The following is a 16,283-nucleotide window of genomic DNA, read 5'->3' as shown; positions in this document are numbered from 1 at the left end:
GACTTCGTCATCCTCAAGCACGTCCTGTTTCCCGGCCGTCGCCGGGCAACGGATGTGCCGGCATGATGGCGGGGGGATGCGGGGTTGCCGAAGCCCGGTTCGACGGCGCGGAAGTTGGCGAAGTTGACACTACGTCGCGGTCGGAACGCTCCCTCGCACCGGTCCGCCGGCGAAGGCGCGGCGAGGGGGCTGGGGTGGGTCATCGGTGCATCATGCACATCGGCGACCGTGTAGGACAGCGCGTTCTGCAAACCCCAAATCCTCACCTGCCAAGAGTCTCCGTTTGACGCGGCTTTTCTCATCACGTAACGAGCTATCCCATAAAGTGAAATAAACAACAAGCTTGGGGGGATGCCATGCCGCGATCGACGGCGCCGTCCGGCCCGAGCCGCTGACGAACATGGGAGCTCCGCCGATGGCCATCGTGTCCTTGCCCAAGATCAAGCATGTGCGGGCGTTTACCGTCCGCGGTGGCGGGGCCGACTACCACGACCAGGGCGAAGGCCATTGGATCGACAACCACATCGCGACGCCGATGTCGCGCTATCCGGAATACCGCCAGTCGCGGCAGAGCTTCGGCATCAACGTGCTCGGCACGCTGGTGGTCGAGATCGAGGCGGAGGACGGCACGATCGGCTTTGCGGTGACGACCGGCGGCGAGCCGGCGTGCTTCATCGTCGAGAAGCACCTGGCGCGCTTCCTTGAGGGTCGCAGCCCCACCGAATATGAGAAGATCTGGGATCAGATGTACTTCTCGACCCAATATTACGGGCGCAAGGGGCTGGTCATCAATGCGATTTCCGGCGTCGACCTGGCGCTGTGGGACCTGCTCGGCAAGCTGCGGCAGGAGCCGGTGTACCATATGCTGGGCGGTGCGGTGCGCGACGAGCTGCAATTCTACGCGACCGGCGCGCGGCCCGACAAGGCGAAGGAATTCGGCTTCATCGGCGGCAAGATGCCGCTGCATCACGGCCCCGCCGAGGGGATCGAGGGGCTGCACAAGAACATCGCCGAACTGGCCGACATGCGGGCGAAGTGCGGCGACGATTTCTGGCTGATGTGGGATTGCTGGATGGCGTTGGACGTCGATTATGCGACGCGCCTTGCCATCGCCGCGCAGGAATACGGCCTGAAGTGGATCGAGGAGGCGATCAGCCCCGACGATTACTGGGGCTATGCGCAGCTGAAGAAGAACGTGCCCAAGGGCATGCTGGTCACCACCGGCGAGCATGAGGCGACGCGCTGGGGCTTTCGCATGCTGATGGAAATGGACTGCTGCGACATCATCCAGCCCGATGTCGGCTGGTGCGGCGGCGTCACCGAATTGCTGAAGATCAGCGCGCTGGCGGATGCGCACGGCAAGATGGTCGTGCCGCACGGATCGTCGGTCTACAGCTACCACTTCGTGATCACGCGCCACAATTCGCCGTTCGCGGAATATCTGATGATGCACCCCGGCCCGACCGAGGTGGTGCCGATGTTCCACCCCCAGCTGATCGGCGAGCCGGTACCACAGAACGGGCGGCTGAAGGCGAGCGCGCTCGACGCGCCCGGCTTCGGCGTCGAGCTCAATCGCGAGATCGCGATGCACCGTCCCTATACCCACTGATCTTCGTAGAAAGACCCCTCCCATGAAGCTTTGCCGTTTTGGCCAGCCCGGCCAGGAAAAGCCCGGTATCGTCGACGACGCCGGCACGATCCGCGACCTGTCGGGCGTGGTGGACGACATCACCGTCGATGCGATTCCGACGGTGCGGGGTGTCGACGTCGCGTCGCTGCCCGCCGTCGAGGGGACGCCCCGCTATGGCGTGCCGGTGAAGGGCATCGGCAAGATCGTCGCGATCGGCCTCAACTATCGCGATCATGCGATCGAATCGAACCTGCCGATCCCGACCGAACCGATGATGTTCATGAAGGCGCTCTCCAGCCTGTCCGGGCCGAACGACGACGTCGTGCTGCCGAAGGATGCGACGCACGGCGACTGGGAAGTCGAGCTGGGCGTCATCATCGGCAAGACCTGCCGCTACGTCAGCGAGGACGAGGCGCTGGACAAGGTCGCGGGCTATGTGCTCGCCAACGACGTGTCGGAGCGGTTCAACCAGAAGCAGCGCGGCACGCAATGGTCGAAGGGCAAGGGCCACGATACCTTCTGCCCGGTCGGCCCGTGGCTGGTGACGCCGGACGAGGTCGGCGATGCGCAGGCGCTCGACATGCATCTCGACGTCAACGGCACGCGGATGCAGACCGGCAACACGCGCACGATGATCTTCGACCTGAAGCAGCTCATCAGCTACGTCAGCGAATATGTGACGCTGCAGCCGGGTGACCTGCTGATCACCGGCACGCCGCCGGGCGTGGGCGAGGGCAAGAAGCCCGACGCGATCTACCTGAAGGCGGGCGACGTGATGGAGCTGTCGATCGACAAGCTCGGCACGCAGCGGCAGCAGGTCGTCGCCTGGCGTCACCTGGGCGAGGGCGTGCTGGCATGACCTATGCGGGACGGTTCGAGGGGCGCTGCGCGGTGATTACCGGCGGCGCGTCCGGTCTGGGCAAGGACGTCGCCACGCGTATCGTCGCCGAGGGCGGCACGGTGGCGTTGTGGGACCTCAACGCCGATGCGCTGGCGGCGGCGAAGGACGAGATCGGCGCGGCGCATGTCGTGGCACTCGACGTGTCCGACGCGGATGCGGTCGCCCGGGCGGCGGAGAGCACGCTGGCGGCGCTGGGCAAGATCGACGTGCTGGTCTGTTCGGCGGGGATTACCGGGGCGACGGTGCCGGTGCACGAATTCCCGATCGACAGCTGGTTGCAGGTGGTCGGCGTCAATCTCAACGGCCTGTTCTATTGCAACCGCGCGATCGTGCCGGCGATGCTGGCCAATGGTTATGGCCGGATCGTCAACGTCGCATCGGTCGCGGGCAAGGAGGGCAACCCCAACGCATCCGCCTATTCGGCGACGAAGGCGGGGGTGATCGGCTTCACCAAGAGCCTGGGCAAGGAACTGGCGGGCAAGGGCGTGATCGCCAACGCGCTGACCCCGGCGACGTTCGAGAGCCCGATCCTCGCGCAGCTGCCGCAGAGCCAGGTCGATTACATGCGCTCCAAGATCCCGATGGGGCGGCTGGGCGAGGTGCACGAATCGACCGCGATGGTGTGCTTCATGGCCAGCGAGGAATGCAGCTTCACGACGGCGTCGGTGTTCGACACGTCGGGGGGACGGACGACGTATTGAGGTTCGTCGCTGTCCTCACCCTTCCGCCGCTGTGCGGCTCCCTCCCTCTCCCGATGGGAGAGGGAAAGACGGCGACGGGTGAGGGCGCGCTGATTGATGAAACACTCCGCAGCCGTCCGCTTTGAGACGGCACGGGTTCAAACCGGAGAGGCGGATGACCACGATCCCGTTCGTCGATGCCCATGTCCACCTGTGGGACCTCGACCATATCCGCTATCCGTGGCTGACCGGACCGTTCGACGGCACCGGCCCCAATGGCAGTGCCGAGGGGATCGCGCGCGATTATGGCGTCGCTGACTATCGGGCCGAGCTGGCACGCTGGAACGTCGTCGGCGCGGTGCATATCGATGCCGGGGCGGATGCCACGCAGGCATTGCGCGAAACCGAATGGCTCGAGGCGCAGGCGGGCACGCACGGGCTGCCGACGGCGATCGTCGCCTTTGCCGCGCTGGACGCCCGCGACGTCGATGCGGCGCTGGCCGCGCAGGCGGCGCACGACCGGGTGCGGGGCATCCGCCAGATCGTCAACTGGCATGCCGATGCGCAGCGGACCTATACCGCGCGCGACCTCACCATCGATGCCGCATGGCAGGCGGGGTTCGCGCGGCTGGCGGATCATGGCCTGTCGTTCGACCTGCAATGCTATCCGGGGCAGATGCCGGGGCTGGTGCCGCTGTTCGAACGGCATCCCGCAGTGCCGGTGATCGTCAACCACCTGGGCATGCCGGTGATGAGCGATCCGGATGGCCTGGCCGACTGGCGGCGCGGGATGGCGGCGCTGGCGGCGTTGCCGCACGTCGCGGTCAAGCTGTCGGGACTGGGGTTCGTGTGGCGCGACTGGACGGTCGAGCGGGTGCGGCCGTTGCTGCTGGAGACGATCGACCTGTTCGGCACGGACCGCTGCCTGTTCGCGAGCGATGCGCCGACCGACCGATTGTTCGCGCCGATCGATCGTTACATGGAGGCCTATCACGCGGTGACCGCGGATGTTGCGGAGGACGAGCGCCGGGCGCTGTTCGGGCGCAATGCCGACCGGATCTACCGGCTGGGGCTGGGCGTGTGAGCGTGCCGCTCTTGTTCCGTCGCCCCGGACTGGTTCCGGGGTCCACTCTGCGGCGAGGCACAGCGTTTTTGAATCCTGCCGTTCTCCTCGCCGCGCGGTGGACCCCGGAACGGGTACGGGGTGGGTGGGGCTGTTCGGGCGCGATGCCGGTCGGGCGTACCGGGTGGGGTTGGAGTGGACGTCGATGACTAGCCCGTCCGTCATCCCCGCGCAGGCGGGGATCCAGACGCGCCGACGTCGCGCAGGAGCCGGCACACCTGCGCGTATGGATCCCCGCCTGCGCGGGGATGACGAAAACAACAGGGAACAGACCGCATGACCCCCAATCCGCTGCTCGGCGTGTTCTATCACTGGCTCGGCGGCCTCGCGTCGGCGAGCTTCTATGTGCCGTATCGGGGCGTGAAGCGCTGGTCGTGGGAAATCTACTGGCTGACGGGGGGCATCTTTTCCTGGGTGTTCGCGCCGTGGTTCTTCGCATCGCTACAGACCAACGACCTGCTCGGCGTGCTCGGCAACGCGCCGGCCCCGGCGTTCTGGTGGCCGATCCTGTTCGGGCTGCTGTGGGGGTTCGGCGGATTGGGCTATGGCCTGGTCATGCGGTATCTGGGGCTCAGCCTCGGCATGGCGGTGGTGCTGGGGCTGTGCACCGTGTTCGGGACGCTGATCCCGCCGCTGTTCACCGGCGAATTCCATGAAAAGCTGCTGGCGACGACGTCGGGCAACATCGTGCTCGGCGGGATCGGCCTGACCGTGCTGGGCATCGTCGTGGTGGCGATCGCGGGCGCGCAGAAGGATGCCTTGCTGAGCCCCGAACAAAAGGCGGCGGTGGTCGCCGAATTCGATTTCAGGAAGGGCATCGCGGTCGCGATCTTCGCCGGCATCATGTCCGCCTGCTTCGCCTTCGGCCTCGCCGCGGGGGAGCCGATCAAGGGCCTGTCCGCCGCCGCCGGCACCGGACCGCTGTGGACCGGACTGCCGGTGCTGTGCCTCGTCATGTTCGGCGGGCTGATCACCAACCTCGTCTGGTGTTCGATCCTCGTCGTGCGCAACCGCAGCGGCGCGGAATGGGCGGGGCGGACGAAGCCCGGCGTGGAGCGGCCGCCATTGCTGCGCAATTACGTGCTGAGCGCGCTGGCCGGCGTGACGTGGTATTTCCAGTTCTTCTTCTACACGATGGGCGAGAGCCAGATGGGGCGGCTGGGCTTTTCCAGCTGGACGCTGCACATGGCGTCGATCATCATCTTCGGCACGTTGTGGGGCTTTGCCTTCCGTGAGTGGAAGGATGTCGGCGTCCGGATCAAGGGCATCGTGTGGGGCGGCGTCGCGCTGCTGCTGATCGCGACGGTCGTGATCGGCTATGGCAACAGCATCGCATGATGCGGACGCTTGCCATCGCCGCTGTGCTGCTGGCGTCGACCGGGGCAGCGCCGGTCCGGTCGACGCCCGAGGCGCCGGTGGTGGCGCGGCCGGCGGCGGAGGCGCCGCTGGTGCTGACCGCGATGCACCTGCACGATCCCTGGATCGTCGCGGACCGGGCGAGCCGGACCTATTACCTGTTCACCCGCAACGAAGCGGCGATGAGCGGCGACCCGCGGCTCGGCACGATGATGTATGCCAGCCGCGACCTGAAGCATTGGACACGGCCGAAGCTGGTCTTCACGCTGCCGGCCGGAAGCTGGGCGAAGGCGGGCAGCTGGGCGCCGGAGGTGCATGCGTGGAAGGGGAAATATTACCTCTTCACCACCTTTCACGATCCCGCCGCGACGTTGGGGCGCAGCGGCAAGCGCACGACCTATCGCCGCGGTACGGTGCTGGCGGTGGCGGACCGGATCGACGGGCCGTACCGGCTGGTGCGCGGCGGCGAGCCGATCGTCGCCAGGGACCGGATGACGCTCGATGGATCGCTGTACGTCGATCCGAAGGGCAAGCCGTGGCTCGTCTATGCACATGAATGGTGGCAGACCGGCAACGGCACGATGGAGGCGGTGCCGCTGACCGATGACCTTGCCGCCGCCGGCGCGCCGCGGGTGCTGTTCAGGGCCGGCGATGCGCCCTGGGCGGTGGGGCAGGTGCAGCCCGATGGCGACACGGTGTATGTGACGGACGGGCCGGAGCTGTACCGCAGCAAGACGGGCACGCTGCTGATGCTGTGGTCGAGCTATGGCAGGAAGGGCTATGTCGAGGCGCAGGCGCGGTCGCGATCCGGCGGGATCGAGGGGCCATGGGAGCAGCTGGGGACGCTGGTGGAACGCGACAGCGGCCATGGCATGCTGTTCCGGGCCTTCGACGGGCGGCTGATGATGATCCTGCACCGGCCGTTTAACTATGCGCTCGGCAAGCTGTACGAGATGCGCGACGACGGCGACCGATTGTCGGTGGTGCGAGAGGCGACCGAGCTGGACGGCGAGGCCTATCCGACCCATCCGTGCGTGGCGGGTCATTCTTCCTTCGACGGGGCGACACCGGGATGCTGATGCTGGGCGCGGATGCAATATGGCCGCTGCGGGGCGAGGCCGTCGCCGATGGCGGCGTGACGTTCGAGGCGGATCGTGCCGACGACCAGGCGGTAGTGACCGCGGTCGCGCAGCCGGTGCTGCTGGAGTTCCGGCCGGCGAACCCGAACGGCCGTGCGATGCTGGTGCTGGGCGGCGGCGGCTATGTCGCGCTGATGGCGGGGCGTGAAGGTGTGCAGGTGGCGCGCTGGCTCAACGGGCTGGGCTTTGCCGCCTATGTGCTGATCCATCGCTTTCCGACCGCGGCGCATGGTCCCGCCGCGTCGCTGGACGATGCCGATGCGGCGATGCGGCTGATCCGGACGCGCGCGCACAAGGCGGTCGGCGTCGTCGGCCTGTCGTCTGGCGGGCACCTTGCCGCATGCCTTGCCGCGGCGCGGCCGGCGGCGTGGCCCGGTGACGCGCCCGAGCGGCCCGACGTGATGGTGATCGGCTATGCGCCGATTTCGACCAATGCCGCCGGTCGCACGATCGTGACGGACAAGCCGCCGTTGCCGCCGGTGGAGAAGCAGGCGCTGTACGATGCGTTGCAACCCGATGTGCAGCTGCGATCCGGACCGCCGCCGGCATTCATCGTCTATGCCGGCAACGACCCTGTCGTGCCGGTCGCGAACGCGCATCGCCTGCACGCGGCGTGGCTGGCGGCGGGCGGTGCGGCGGAACTGCACGTGTTCGCCGATGCGCCGCATGGCTTCGCACTCGACACGGTCGGCCTGCCGGTGTCGGCATGGCCGCGACTGTGCGCGGCGTGGTTGCGGCAGGTCGGCTTTCTATAGGCCACCGACGCGGCGACCGGTCCCGGTGCGCGGAGAACGCCGGACCGGGATGCGATTGCCTCAGCCGGGCATGGGGGGATGCAGCGTCGGGCGATCCGCGGGCTGCGCCTCTGCGATCATGCGGGCGTAGCAATTGGCCAACTCCAGGTGGATGCGCCGCCCCTCCGCATTGGGCGCGCGGTCGGCGAGGCTGCGTTCCTGCTGTTCGCGACGATAATAGAATTCGAGGTCCGCTGCTGTCGCCATGATCGTTGTCCGCCAGGAGGCCAGCTTGTCGCCAACGGGCTAACTCATCACAAGCAGCTGCCTTATAACGCAATTTTCGACCGGCGTCGTTCATTTGAATCAACCCGCCCCCGATCGGCGGGTCAGCCGAGCGGCAGGGCGATCGAGCAGGTCATGCCGCTGGGGGTGAAGCCCAGCACCACCTTCGCATCCACCTCGTGTCGCAGGCTGCGCGTCAGCAGGTCGAGGCCGAAGCCTTCGGTGTCGGGGGACAGGATGCCGCCATCGGCCAGTTCCTCGCACCAGTCGAGGTGGAGGGTCGGGGCGGGGACCGTCCCGGCCGTCCACCAGCGGATATCGAGATGGCCGTCTTTGCGGCTCAACGCGCCATGTTGCATGGCGTTGTCGGTCAACTCGTGCAGCGCGAGGCCCAGCTTGTCGGCCAGCCGCGCCGACAACCGCACCTCCGGACCGCTGTATCGTGCCCGCCCGCCGACCTGATTGGCGAACAGTTCGTCGGCCAGCAGCGCTTCGAAATCGACGCCGTGGACGCCGGTGCGCATGATGTGGGTTTGGGCGCGGGCGAATGCGGCGAGGCGACCGTCGAAACGGTGGCGATAGTCCTCCACTGTGGTGCTGTTCTCTGCGGTACGCCGTGACACGGAGCGGATCGTGGCGAGCGTGTTGCGGATGCGGTGGTGCAGCAACGCGCGGAGCGCTTCGGTTTCGGTCAGCCGGGTCAGGAGGTCGGATACGTCGACGGCGGTGCCGCTCCATTCGGGCGGGTCCTCCTGCGTCAGCGACGCCCGCATCCGCCACCGGCCATAATTGCCGTCGGGTTGCATCAGGATGCGCAGGTCGGCGCCGAACACACCGGTCGCCCGCGCGCGGTGCAGCCCGTGCAGCAGGCCGTCGCGATCCTCCGGGTGGATGCAGGCCATCCATCCCGTGCCGGCGCTGTCGTTCGCCGATTGACCGGTCAGCGCCGCCCATTCGGACGAGAACCAGAACCGGTCGCCACCGACGTCCGCGCCCCAGCGGATCGATGGATGGACGGGGCCATCCGAGTCGGCGGGGCGGGCGGCGCGGGGGGACGACGCATCATCACGTGGCATCAAGGTGCCGTCCTTCGCGATCGAGGTGCAGATAGGCGGGATTGAACATCGCGACGTTGCACAACCGATCGAGATCGAGCGCTTCGAAGGCGCGCCCCTTCCAGCGAATGAGGCCGCGTGCGCGCAATTCCTGCACCATGCGGTTGACGTGGACGGGGGTCATGCCGGTCGCCTCGGCCAGGTCGGTCTGGGTGAGCGGAATATCACAGCGGTTGTCGTCCGCCAATCCGACCGCGCGCAGGCGATGGACCAGTTCGCAGAGCAGGTGGGACAATCGTTCCAGCGCATCGCGCTGCCCCAGGTTGACGGTCCATTCGCGCTGGATCGATGCCGACACGGAGGCATCCCACCACAGCGCCTGGGCGACGCGCGGGCCGAGCGCCACGAGCGCTTCGATCCGTTCGCGGGGAATCTCGACGTAGCGGACCGGGGTGACCGCGCCGGTCGAATGATCGAGTTCCCTGTGGATGTAACCGTGGACGTCGCACAGGTCGCCGGGCAGCAGGAAGGCGATGATCTGGCGCCGGCCGTCCTCCAGCGTCTTGTAGCGGAACGCCCAGCCGTCGAGGATCAGGTTGACGCCGCGGGCCTTGTCGCCCTCGCGGGCGAGGTCGCGGCGCTGGCGGACGGTGATGACCGGCCCGGCGGCGAGCGCCTCCAGCGATGCGCGCTCGTCATCGGCGAACTGGACGTAATGTTGCAGCCGGGCGAGCAGGGGATGGGTGGGCGGCGCTGAAGACATGGCGCTTTGTGACAGCATGTGACCGTTATGCTCGCTCACCCATGTTAGCGCCATCGCGATGAGTGGTTGTTCCCTGTTTACAGGGATCAAGCCGATTGGTGCCCGGTGCCGGGGGGTAACGGGCAGCGCTGTTTCCGCGCTCTTCTAACGATCGGGGCCGTGTGGACGGCGATGGTGAGCGGCAGGCAACACCGGATGCCGCCGGCGGTGGGCGGTTAGGACCCCAGCCGCCGTGCGACCCCATGCAAAAAGGGGCCCGGCATCGCTGCCGGACCCCTGTTCGTATTCAGCCCCGGGCCGAGGATCAGTCGCGGGTTTCCGTGAGGAACGCCGGTGCGAATTCGGGCGCGGGGCCGTCATCGTTGCCGCCGCGCGATCCGCGATCGCCACCCTCGCTGCGCGGGCCACGACCTTCGCCGCCGCCATCGCGGCGCGGGCCACGATCGCCACGACCGCCGCCGTCACGGCCACCGCCGTCGCGACGCGGACCACGATCGCCGCGGCCGCCGCCGTCACGATCGCCGCCGCCGCTGCGCGGACCGCGGGGACCACGGTCGCCGCCCTCACGCGGTTCGCGTGCCGGACGGGTGTCCTCCAGCTCGGCACCGGTCTCCTGGTCGACGACGCGCATCGACAGGCGCACCTTGCCGCGCGGATCGATCTCGAGGACCTTGACCTTCACGGCCTGGCCTTCCGAGAGGACGTCCGACACCTTCTCGACGCGCTCGTTCTTGATCTCGGAGACGTGGACGAGGCCGTCCTTGCCACCCATGAAGTTCACGAACGCACCGAAGTCCACCAGGTTGACGACCTTGCCGTCATAGACCTTGCCGACTTCGGCTTCCTCGACGAGGCCCTTGATCCACTTGATCGCGGCCTCGATCTGCGACGGGTCGGACGAGGAGACCTTGATGACGCCCTCGTCGTCGATGTCGACCTTGGCGCCGGTCTGCGCGACGATCTCGCGGATCACCTTGCCGCCGGTGCCGATGACTTCGCGGATCTTCGACTTGTCGATCGTGAAGGTCTCGATGCGCGGTGCGTGCGCCGACAGTTCCGAACGCGTCTCGCCCAGCGCCTTCGCCATCTCATTGAGGATGTGCGCGCGGCCTTCATGGGCCTGCTTGAGGGCGACCTTCATGATCTCTTCGGTGATGCCGGAGATCTTGATGTCCATCTGGAGCGCGGTGATGCCCTCGCTGGTGCCGGCGACCTTGAAGTCCATGTCGCCGAGGTGATCCTCGTCGCCCAGGATGTCCGACAGGACGGCGAAGTCCTTGCCTTCGAGGATCAGGCCCATCGCGATGCCCGAGACGGGGCGCTTCAGCGGCACGCCGGCGTCCATCATCGACAGCGAACCGCCGCACACCGTCGCCATCGACGACGAGCCGTTGCTCTCCGTGATGTCGCTGGTGACGCGGATCGTGTAGGGGAATTCCTCCTTGGTCGGCAGTACCGGATGCAGCGCGCGCCAGGCGAGCTTGCCGTGACCGACTTCGCGACGACCCGGCGCACCGAAGCGGCCGACTTCACCGACCGAATAGGGCGGGAAGTTATAGTGGAGCATGAAGTTCTGGTACGACAGGCCGTTGAGGCCGTCGATCATCTGCTCCGCGTCGCGGGTGCCGAGCGTGGTGGTCGCGATCGTCTGCGTCTCGCCGCGGGTGAACAGGGCGGAGCCATGCGCGCGCGGCAGGAAGTGGACCTCCGATTCGATCGGACGGACGGTCGTGGTGTCGCGACCGTCGATGCGGCGACCGGTCTTGAGGATGGCGGTGCGGACGATGTCCGCCTCCAGCTTCTTCACCAGCTTCAGGCTGGCGAGATAGGCCTGGGGATCGCTCTCCTTCAGGTCGGCCATGCCGTCGCGGGCCTTGGTGCGCGCGTCGTTGATCGCGGTCTGGCGCTGCTGCTTGTCGGTCAGCTTGTAGGCTGCCTCCAGATCCTTGCCGATCAGCTTCTTGAGCTTGGCCTTCACCGCGCTGCTGTCGGCCTGCACCTTCAGCTCCCACGGGTCCTTCGCGGCCTGTTCGGCGAGGTCGATGATCGCGTCGATGACCTGCTGCGAGGCCTTGTGCGCGAACATGACGGCGCCGAGCATGACGTCCTCGGACAGCTCCTTGGCTTCCGATTCCACCATCATCACCGCATCGTGCGTCGCGGCGACCATCAGGTCGAGCTCGCCGGTGGCGACTTCGGTGTCGGAGGGGTTGAGGACGTATTCGCCGTCCTTGTAACCGACGCGCGCCGCGCCGATCGGGCCCATGAACGGCACGCCCGACAGCGTCATCGCGGCCGATGCGGCGATCATCGCCAGCAGATCGGGCTCGTTCTCGCCATCATACGACATCACCTGCGCGATGCAGTTGATCTCGTTGTAGAAGCCTTCCGGGAACAGCGGGCGGATCGGGCGATCGATCAGGCGGCTGACCAGCGTCTCACGCTCGGTCGCGCCACGTTCGCGCTTGAAGAAGCCGCCGGGAATGCGGCCGCTGGAGGAGAACTTTTCCTGATAGTGAACGGTCAGCGGGAAGAAATCCTGACCTTCCTTCACCGACTTGGCGGCGGTGACGGCGCAGAGCACGACCGTCTCGCCGAGCGTCGCGATCACCGCGCCGTCGGCCTGGCGGGCGACCTTGCCCGTTTCGAGGGTCAGCGTCTGGCCGCCCCACTCGATCTCTACCTTCTTGGCATTGAACATGTATTTTCCTTACACTCCCCGGGCCAGATGCCGCGGGGGCCTGTCTCGCAAGCTAAACCGGCTTGCGGCGGTGTGGAGCGTCTTGTCGCTCCGGGGGATCGGGGCCGGATTGCCCGTTTCCGCTAACCCGGCTGGTGCCGGTATTCGATGAAACTGGTGGCGTGCCTATAGCACGGCCATACGAAAAGGGCGACCCGAGGGCCGCCCTTCTGGCTTACTTGCGAAGGCCGAGCTTCGCGATCAGGTCCAGATACCGCTGGCCATCGGTCTTGCGCAGATAGTCGAGCAGCGAGCGCCGCTTGTTGACCATCATCAGCAGCCCGCGGCGCGAATGGTTGTCCTTCTTGTGACCCTTGAAATGCTCGGTCAGGTTGCGGATGCGCTCGGTCAGGATCGCGACCTGCACTTCGGAGGAACCCGTGTCGCCTTCCTGGCGGGCGTGTTCCTTGACGACTTCTGCCTTGCGCTCTGCGGTAATGGTCATCTGTATATCCTCGACATCACAGGTTGAAACCGCGGACGACGCGGGCCTCTTCGGCCTCGACCCGTACCAGCGCGACCGGCATGTCGCCGTCACACGCAAAATACTGGCCATCGTCCTTGGCGATCCCGGTCAGCACGCGCCCCTGACGGAGCGCCCCTGCCTGATCCGGGGAGAGGGGGAGAGCCGGGATGCCGTCCAGCCCCGCCCTCAACGGCAGGAGTAAGTGTTCAAGGGTGCGCGCATTAGCGGCCTCAGCCAATTTGTCCAGCGATATCGCCGGGGCGAGGGTAAAGGGCCCCGCCTTCAGACGGCGCAGCATGGTGACGTGGCCGACCGTGCCGAGCCCGAGCGCGATGTCGCGCGCGAGGCTGCGGATGTAGGTGCCCTTGGAGACATGGGCGGTGAGGGTGACCTCGTGCAGTTCGTCCCCGTCGCGGGAAGGGGAGGATTGCAGCGAATGGATGGTGACGTCGCGGCTGGCCAGCACGACGTCCTCTCCGGCGCGGGCGCGGTCGTAGGCGCGTTCGCCGTCGACCTTCAGCGCGCTATACGCCGGCGGTATCTGCGCGATCGGACCGGTGAAGCGGGGCAGCACCGCCGCCAGCGCCGCCGGCGTCGGTCGCACGCCCGACGTGGCGATCACGGGTCCTTCGGCGTCCAGCGTGTCGGTCTGTTCGCCGAAGCGGATCGTGAAGGCATAGACCTTGTCGCTGTCGAGCATGCGGCCCGCCAGCTTGGTCGCCTCGCCCACCGCCACCGGCAAAACGCCGGTGGCGAGCGGATCGAGCGTGCCGCCGTGTCCGACCTTGAACTTGCCGTAGCCGCCCTGACGCAGTGCGCGCTTCACCGCGGAGACGACCTGCGTACTGCCGGTTCCCAGCGGCTTGTCGACGATGATCCAGCCGTGCACGGATCAGGCGATCGCGCCGGCGAGGGCGATGAAGACGTTCAGCACCGCCTGCGCCGGCGGACCGACGATCCGCCCGACGACGTCGGCGGACGGGACGATCATCGGCAGCACGACCAGCACGAACAGCAGCAGCAGGAAACCGAACTGGCCGATCTTTGCCCATTGCGCGGCGAGCGGCCGCGGCAGCAGGCCCTCGACGACATGGCCGCCGTCGAAGGGGGGCATGGGCAGCAGGTTGAAGATCGCGAGGAAGACGTTGACCTGCAGGAAGTTGACCAGATTCTGGAAGACGAACGCCGCCATGCCGGTCGGCGGGGTGCCGCCGGACAGCGCCAGCGCGGCGCCGATCGCGATCGCCGTCAGCGTCGCCAGCGCAAGGTTCATGCCCGGCCCGGCGAGCGCCACCGCCACCATGCCCCAGCGCGGGTTGCGCAGCCGCTGCGCGATCACCGGCACCGGTTTCGCCCAGCCGAACACCGGCGCGCCGGCGATGGCGAGGCCGAGCGGCAGGATGACCGTGCCGATCGGATCGACGTGGCGGATCGGGTTGAAACTGAGCCGCCGCCGTTCCTGTGCGGTCGGATCGCCGAGCCATTTCGCCATCCAGCCATGCGCGACTTCATGGAAGACGATCGCGATGACCAGCGGAATGATCCAGACCGCGGTGCGATAGACGATGTTCTCGGGGTTCATACGCGCGATATGGCGCCGGGGAGGGGGGAGCGCCAGAGATTCCATATCCGGCGTTTTCCGCGAACGCCGCGACGCGAGGCGCGGGGACCGCTTTTCCGCTCCGCATCGTCGCACTGCGCGGAAGGACGGGGGCTACGCCCCCAGCGCCTCGGTGAAATGCCGGCGGCACAGCGCGATGTAGCGGTCGTTGCCGCCGATTTCGGTCTGCGCGCCCTCGGCGATAGCGCGCCCCTCGCCATCGACCCGCAGGTTCATGATCGCCTTGCGCCCGCACACGCACACCGACTTGATCTCGATGAGCGCATCGGCGGTGGCGAGCAGGCGCGCGGACCCTTCGAACAGCCGCCCCTGGAAATCGGTACGCAGGCCATAGGCGAGGACGGGTATGTTGAGGACGTCGCAGATGTGCGCCAGCTGCGCGACCTGACCGGCGGACAGGAATTGCGCCTCGTCGACCAGCACGCAGGCGATCGGTTCGCCGGCGTGTCGATGCGCCACGCAGGCGGCAAGGTCCGTCGCGGCATCGAACGGCGTCGCGGCCGCTTCCAGCCCGATCCGGCTGGTGATCGTGCCCGCCGTGAAACGGTCGTCCACCGCGGCGGTGAACAGCATCGTGTTCATGCCCCGCTCGCGATAGTTGAAGTCCGCCTGCAGCAGCGTCGTCGACTTGCCGGCGTTCATGCTGGCGTAATAGAAATAGAGCTTGGCCATCAGGCGGGACGTGCGATGGGAAGGGGCGTGTCGGGACCGGCAAGCGCAACCAGCCGATCCTCGAACGATACGAATCCATCCGCGTGGCGACCGGAAATCAGATGCATCATATCAGCAAAGTCCGCACCGGCGGCAAATCGCCCGATCGCCCATCGGATGAGCGCCGGATCGCTGACGGTGACACTGGGCAGGTCGATCAGGTCATTCAACGTATCGGCGAGCAGTGCCCGCCCATAGCCGTAGCGCGAGGACAGCAGCCACGCGCTTTCCAGCAGGACGGTATCCGCAATGTAGCTGGGCTGCGCCAGAACCGCGGTCGCGATCGGGCTCTGTATGGGATCGTCGTTGGTGATGTAACGGGCAACGATATTGGTATCGACGGCCTTCATCGATCCCAACGCGGTCCACCCTGCGCCCACATTTCGGCCAGCGTGTCGTCCATGTCGGCGATCGATGTCGTACGGTCGGTGGCGCCGGCCCGTGCGCGGATACGGACCGTGATCGCATCGAAGCTTTCCCCGGACCGCTCGAACGCCTTCCGCAACAGGACGCCATCTGAGCGTTCGACCACTTCGAGCCGATCGCCCGATTCGAGTCGCAGCCGATCACGGACGTCCTTGGGGATGACCACCTGGCCCTTGTCCGAAAGTTTCGTGAAGGCGTTCATGCGGGTAAGATGCGTCTTACCGCGCAGGTCGTCAATCCTCGGTCGGATCGCCCAGATCCCGCGCCACCTCCGGCTTGCGCAGCAGCTGGTCGATGTGGCTGCCCTCATCGAAGCTTTCGTCGGCGAGGAATTTCAGCTTCGCGGCATATTTGTTCTGGATGCGGTGCGCGACCTCGCGTTGCAGATAGGCGGTGTTGGTGCGCAGCGCCTTCAGCACCTCGTCCTCGTCCTTGCCGAGCAGCGGCTTCACGAACACGGTGGCGTGGCGCAGGTCGGGGGACATGCGCACTTCGGTGACCGACACCATGTGCCTGGCCAGCGTTTCGTCATGGACGTCGCCGCGAGCGAGGATTTCGGACAGGACGTGGCGCACCTGTTCGCCGACGCGCAGCGTGCGGACCGATTTTTCCTGGGGTTCTTTGTTCATCTCATCCCTCTCCCGACGGGAGTA

Annotated in this window: 18 protein-coding genes; 7 read left to right on the top strand and 11 right to left on the bottom strand. The window is 66.9% G+C overall.

Annotated features, from left to right (window positions below; translation table 11 throughout):
• The first annotated feature begins 415 nt into the window (after positions 1 to 415).
• From rhmD to GTH33_RS16025, 7 genes are all read left to right on the top strand, one after another.
• Entirely contained in the window at positions 416 to 1,609 is a 1,194-nt protein-coding gene (gene rhmD, locus GTH33_RS16055) for an L-rhamnonate dehydratase (protein ID WP_163959257.1), read from the top strand.
• 22 nt (positions 1,610 to 1,631) lie between these two features.
• The gene (locus GTH33_RS16050) at positions 1,632 to 2,489 is read left to right on the top strand and encodes a 2,4-didehydro-3-deoxy-L-rhamnonate hydrolase (RefSeq protein ID WP_163959256.1); all 858 of its coding nucleotides are present in this window, start codon (positions 1,632 to 1,634) and stop codon (positions 2,487 to 2,489) included.
• Positions 2,486 to 3,232 carry an SDR family NAD(P)-dependent oxidoreductase gene (locus GTH33_RS16045; protein WP_163959255.1) on the top strand — a complete coding sequence of 249 codons (747 nt, stop codon included), beginning with the start codon at positions 2,486 to 2,488 and terminating at the stop codon, positions 3,230 to 3,232. Before GTH33_RS16050 ends, GTH33_RS16045 begins: the two co-directional genes overlap by 4 nt.
• Positions 3,233 to 3,386: 154 nt before the next feature.
• On the top strand, positions 3,387 to 4,295 hold the full coding sequence (locus tag GTH33_RS16040; RefSeq protein WP_163959254.1) for an amidohydrolase family protein: 909 nt from the start codon (positions 3,387 to 3,389) through the stop codon (positions 4,293 to 4,295).
• Between the two features lie 315 nt (positions 4,296 to 4,610).
• Complete coding sequence (gene rhaT / locus GTH33_RS16035) at positions 4,611 to 5,672, top strand: L-rhamnose/proton symporter RhaT (RefSeq protein ID WP_163959253.1); 1,062 nt, start codon at positions 4,611 to 4,613, stop codon at positions 5,670 to 5,672.
• Positions 5,669 to 6,769 carry a glycoside hydrolase family 43 protein gene (locus tag GTH33_RS16030; protein ID WP_163959252.1) on the top strand — a complete coding sequence of 367 codons (1,101 nt, stop codon included), beginning with the start codon at positions 5,669 to 5,671 and terminating at the stop codon, positions 6,767 to 6,769. Before rhaT ends, GTH33_RS16030 begins: the two co-directional genes overlap by 4 nt.
• Positions 6,763 to 7,584 carry an alpha/beta hydrolase gene (locus tag GTH33_RS16025; protein WP_243848134.1) on the top strand — a complete coding sequence of 274 codons (822 nt, stop codon included), beginning with the start codon at positions 6,763 to 6,765 and terminating at the stop codon, positions 7,582 to 7,584. Before GTH33_RS16030 ends, GTH33_RS16025 begins: the two co-directional genes overlap by 7 nt.
• 60 nt (positions 7,585 to 7,644) lie before the next feature.
• Here the strand turns inward: GTH33_RS16025 and GTH33_RS16020 are convergent, their stop codons facing one another.
• From GTH33_RS16020 to rbfA, 11 genes are all read right to left on the bottom strand, one after another.
• The gene (locus GTH33_RS16020) at positions 7,645 to 7,830 is read right to left on the bottom strand and encodes a hypothetical protein (protein ID WP_163959251.1); all 186 of its coding nucleotides are present in this window, start codon (positions 7,828 to 7,830) and stop codon (positions 7,645 to 7,647) included.
• Between the two features lie 122 nt (positions 7,831 to 7,952).
• Positions 7,953 to 8,924 (bottom strand): sensor histidine kinase, encoded by a 972-nt coding sequence (locus GTH33_RS16015; RefSeq protein ID WP_163959250.1) that lies wholly within the window; start codon positions 8,922 to 8,924, stop codon positions 7,953 to 7,955.
• On the bottom strand, positions 8,914 to 9,684 hold the full coding sequence (locus tag GTH33_RS16010; RefSeq protein ID WP_208403886.1) for a Crp/Fnr family transcriptional regulator: 771 nt from the start codon (positions 9,682 to 9,684) through the stop codon (positions 8,914 to 8,916). The genes GTH33_RS16015 and GTH33_RS16010 overlap by 11 nt, the downstream gene beginning before the upstream one ends.
• Positions 9,685 to 9,970: 286 nt before the next feature.
• Complete coding sequence (gene pnp, locus GTH33_RS16005; RefSeq protein WP_163959249.1) at positions 9,971 to 12,367, bottom strand: polyribonucleotide nucleotidyltransferase; 2,397 nt, start codon at positions 12,365 to 12,367, stop codon at positions 9,971 to 9,973.
• A gap of 214 nt (positions 12,368 to 12,581) precedes the next feature.
• On the bottom strand, positions 12,582 to 12,851 hold the full coding sequence (rpsO, locus tag GTH33_RS16000; RefSeq protein ID WP_163959248.1) for a 30S ribosomal protein S15: 270 nt from the start codon (positions 12,849 to 12,851) through the stop codon (positions 12,582 to 12,584).
• A 16-nt stretch (positions 12,852 to 12,867) separates the two neighbouring features.
• A complete protein-coding gene (gene truB / locus GTH33_RS15995; protein WP_163959247.1) occupies positions 12,868 to 13,761 on the bottom strand; it encodes a tRNA pseudouridine(55) synthase TruB in 894 nt (297 codons plus the stop codon).
• A gap of 3 nt (positions 13,762 to 13,764) precedes the next feature.
• Positions 13,765 to 14,454, bottom strand: coding sequence for a site-2 protease family protein (locus GTH33_RS15990; protein WP_163959246.1), 690 nt, complete (start codon positions 14,452 to 14,454; stop codon positions 13,765 to 13,767).
• 132 nt (positions 14,455 to 14,586) lie between these two features.
• Complete coding sequence (locus tag GTH33_RS15985; RefSeq protein WP_163959245.1) at positions 14,587 to 15,165, bottom strand: thymidine kinase; 579 nt, start codon at positions 15,163 to 15,165, stop codon at positions 14,587 to 14,589.
• Entirely contained in the window at positions 15,165 to 15,554 is a 390-nt protein-coding gene (locus tag GTH33_RS15980; RefSeq protein WP_163959244.1) for a type II toxin-antitoxin system VapC family toxin, read from the bottom strand. The genes GTH33_RS15985 and GTH33_RS15980 overlap by 1 nt, the downstream gene beginning before the upstream one ends.
• The gene (locus GTH33_RS15975; protein WP_163959243.1) at positions 15,551 to 15,832 is read right to left on the bottom strand and encodes an AbrB/MazE/SpoVT family DNA-binding domain-containing protein; all 282 of its coding nucleotides are present in this window, start codon (positions 15,830 to 15,832) and stop codon (positions 15,551 to 15,553) included. Before GTH33_RS15975 ends, GTH33_RS15980 begins: the two co-directional genes overlap by 4 nt.
• Before the next feature lie 31 nt (positions 15,833 to 15,863).
• On the bottom strand, positions 15,864 to 16,259 hold the full coding sequence (rbfA, locus tag GTH33_RS15970; protein WP_163959242.1) for a 30S ribosome-binding factor RbfA: 396 nt from the start codon (positions 16,257 to 16,259) through the stop codon (positions 15,864 to 15,866).
• Between the last annotated feature and the right edge of the window lie 24 nt (positions 16,260 to 16,283).

It is taken from the genome of Sphingomonas insulae (genome assembly GCF_010450875.1).
Lineage (GTDB): Bacteria > Pseudomonadota > Alphaproteobacteria > Sphingomonadales > Sphingomonadaceae > Sphingomonas > Sphingomonas insulae.
Note: the sequence above shows the minus strand (reverse complement) of the source record. Positions and strands in the feature narration are given on the sequence as shown.

Bases quoted from the DNA above. Each gene is read 5' to 3' on its own strand.
- rhmD (WP_163959257.1), top strand. From the start codon at position 416: ATGGCCATCGTGTCCTTGCCCAAGATCAAGCATGTGCGGGCGTTTACC.
- GTH33_RS16050 (WP_163959256.1), top strand. From the start codon at position 1,632: ATGAAGCTTTGCCGTTTTGGCCAGCCCGGCCAGGAAAAGCCCGGTATC.
- GTH33_RS16045 (WP_163959255.1), top strand. From the start codon at position 2,486: ATGACCTATGCGGGACGGTTCGAGGGGCGCTGCGCGGTGATTACCGGC.
- GTH33_RS16040 (WP_163959254.1), top strand. From the start codon at position 3,387: ATGACCACGATCCCGTTCGTCGATGCCCATGTCCACCTGTGGGACCTC.
- rhaT (WP_163959253.1), top strand. From the start codon at position 4,611: ATGACCCCCAATCCGCTGCTCGGCGTGTTCTATCACTGGCTCGGCGGC.
- GTH33_RS16030 (WP_163959252.1), top strand. From the start codon at position 5,669: ATGATGCGGACGCTTGCCATCGCCGCTGTGCTGCTGGCGTCGACCGGG.
- GTH33_RS16025 (WP_243848134.1), top strand. From the start codon at position 6,763: ATGCTGATGCTGGGCGCGGATGCAATATGGCCGCTGCGGGGCGAGGCC.
- GTH33_RS16020 (WP_163959251.1), bottom strand. From the start codon at position 7,830: ATGGCGACAGCAGCGGACCTCGAATTCTATTATCGTCGCGAACAGCAG.
- GTH33_RS16015 (WP_163959250.1), bottom strand. From the start codon at position 8,924: ATGCCACGTGATGATGCGTCGTCCCCCCGCGCCGCCCGCCCCGCCGAC.
- GTH33_RS16010 (WP_208403886.1), bottom strand. From the start codon at position 9,684: ATGCTGTCACAAAGCGCCATGTCTTCAGCGCCGCCCACCCATCCCCTG.
- pnp (WP_163959249.1), bottom strand. From the start codon at position 12,367: ATGTTCAATGCCAAGAAGGTAGAGATCGAGTGGGGCGGCCAGACGCTG.
- rpsO (WP_163959248.1), bottom strand. From the start codon at position 12,851: ATGACCATTACCGCAGAGCGCAAGGCAGAAGTCGTCAAGGAACACGCC.
- GTH33_RS15990 (WP_163959246.1), bottom strand. From the start codon at position 14,454: ATGAACCCCGAGAACATCGTCTATCGCACCGCGGTCTGGATCATTCCG.
- GTH33_RS15985 (WP_163959245.1), bottom strand. From the start codon at position 15,165: ATGGCCAAGCTCTATTTCTATTACGCCAGCATGAACGCCGGCAAGTCG.
- GTH33_RS15980 (WP_163959244.1), bottom strand. From the start codon at position 15,554: ATGAAGGCCGTCGATACCAATATCGTTGCCCGTTACATCACCAACGAC.
- GTH33_RS15975 (WP_163959243.1), bottom strand. From the start codon at position 15,832: ATGAACGCCTTCACGAAACTTTCGGACAAGGGCCAGGTGGTCATCCCC.
- rbfA (WP_163959242.1), bottom strand. From the start codon at position 16,259: ATGAACAAAGAACCCCAGGAAAAATCGGTCCGCACGCTGCGCGTCGGC.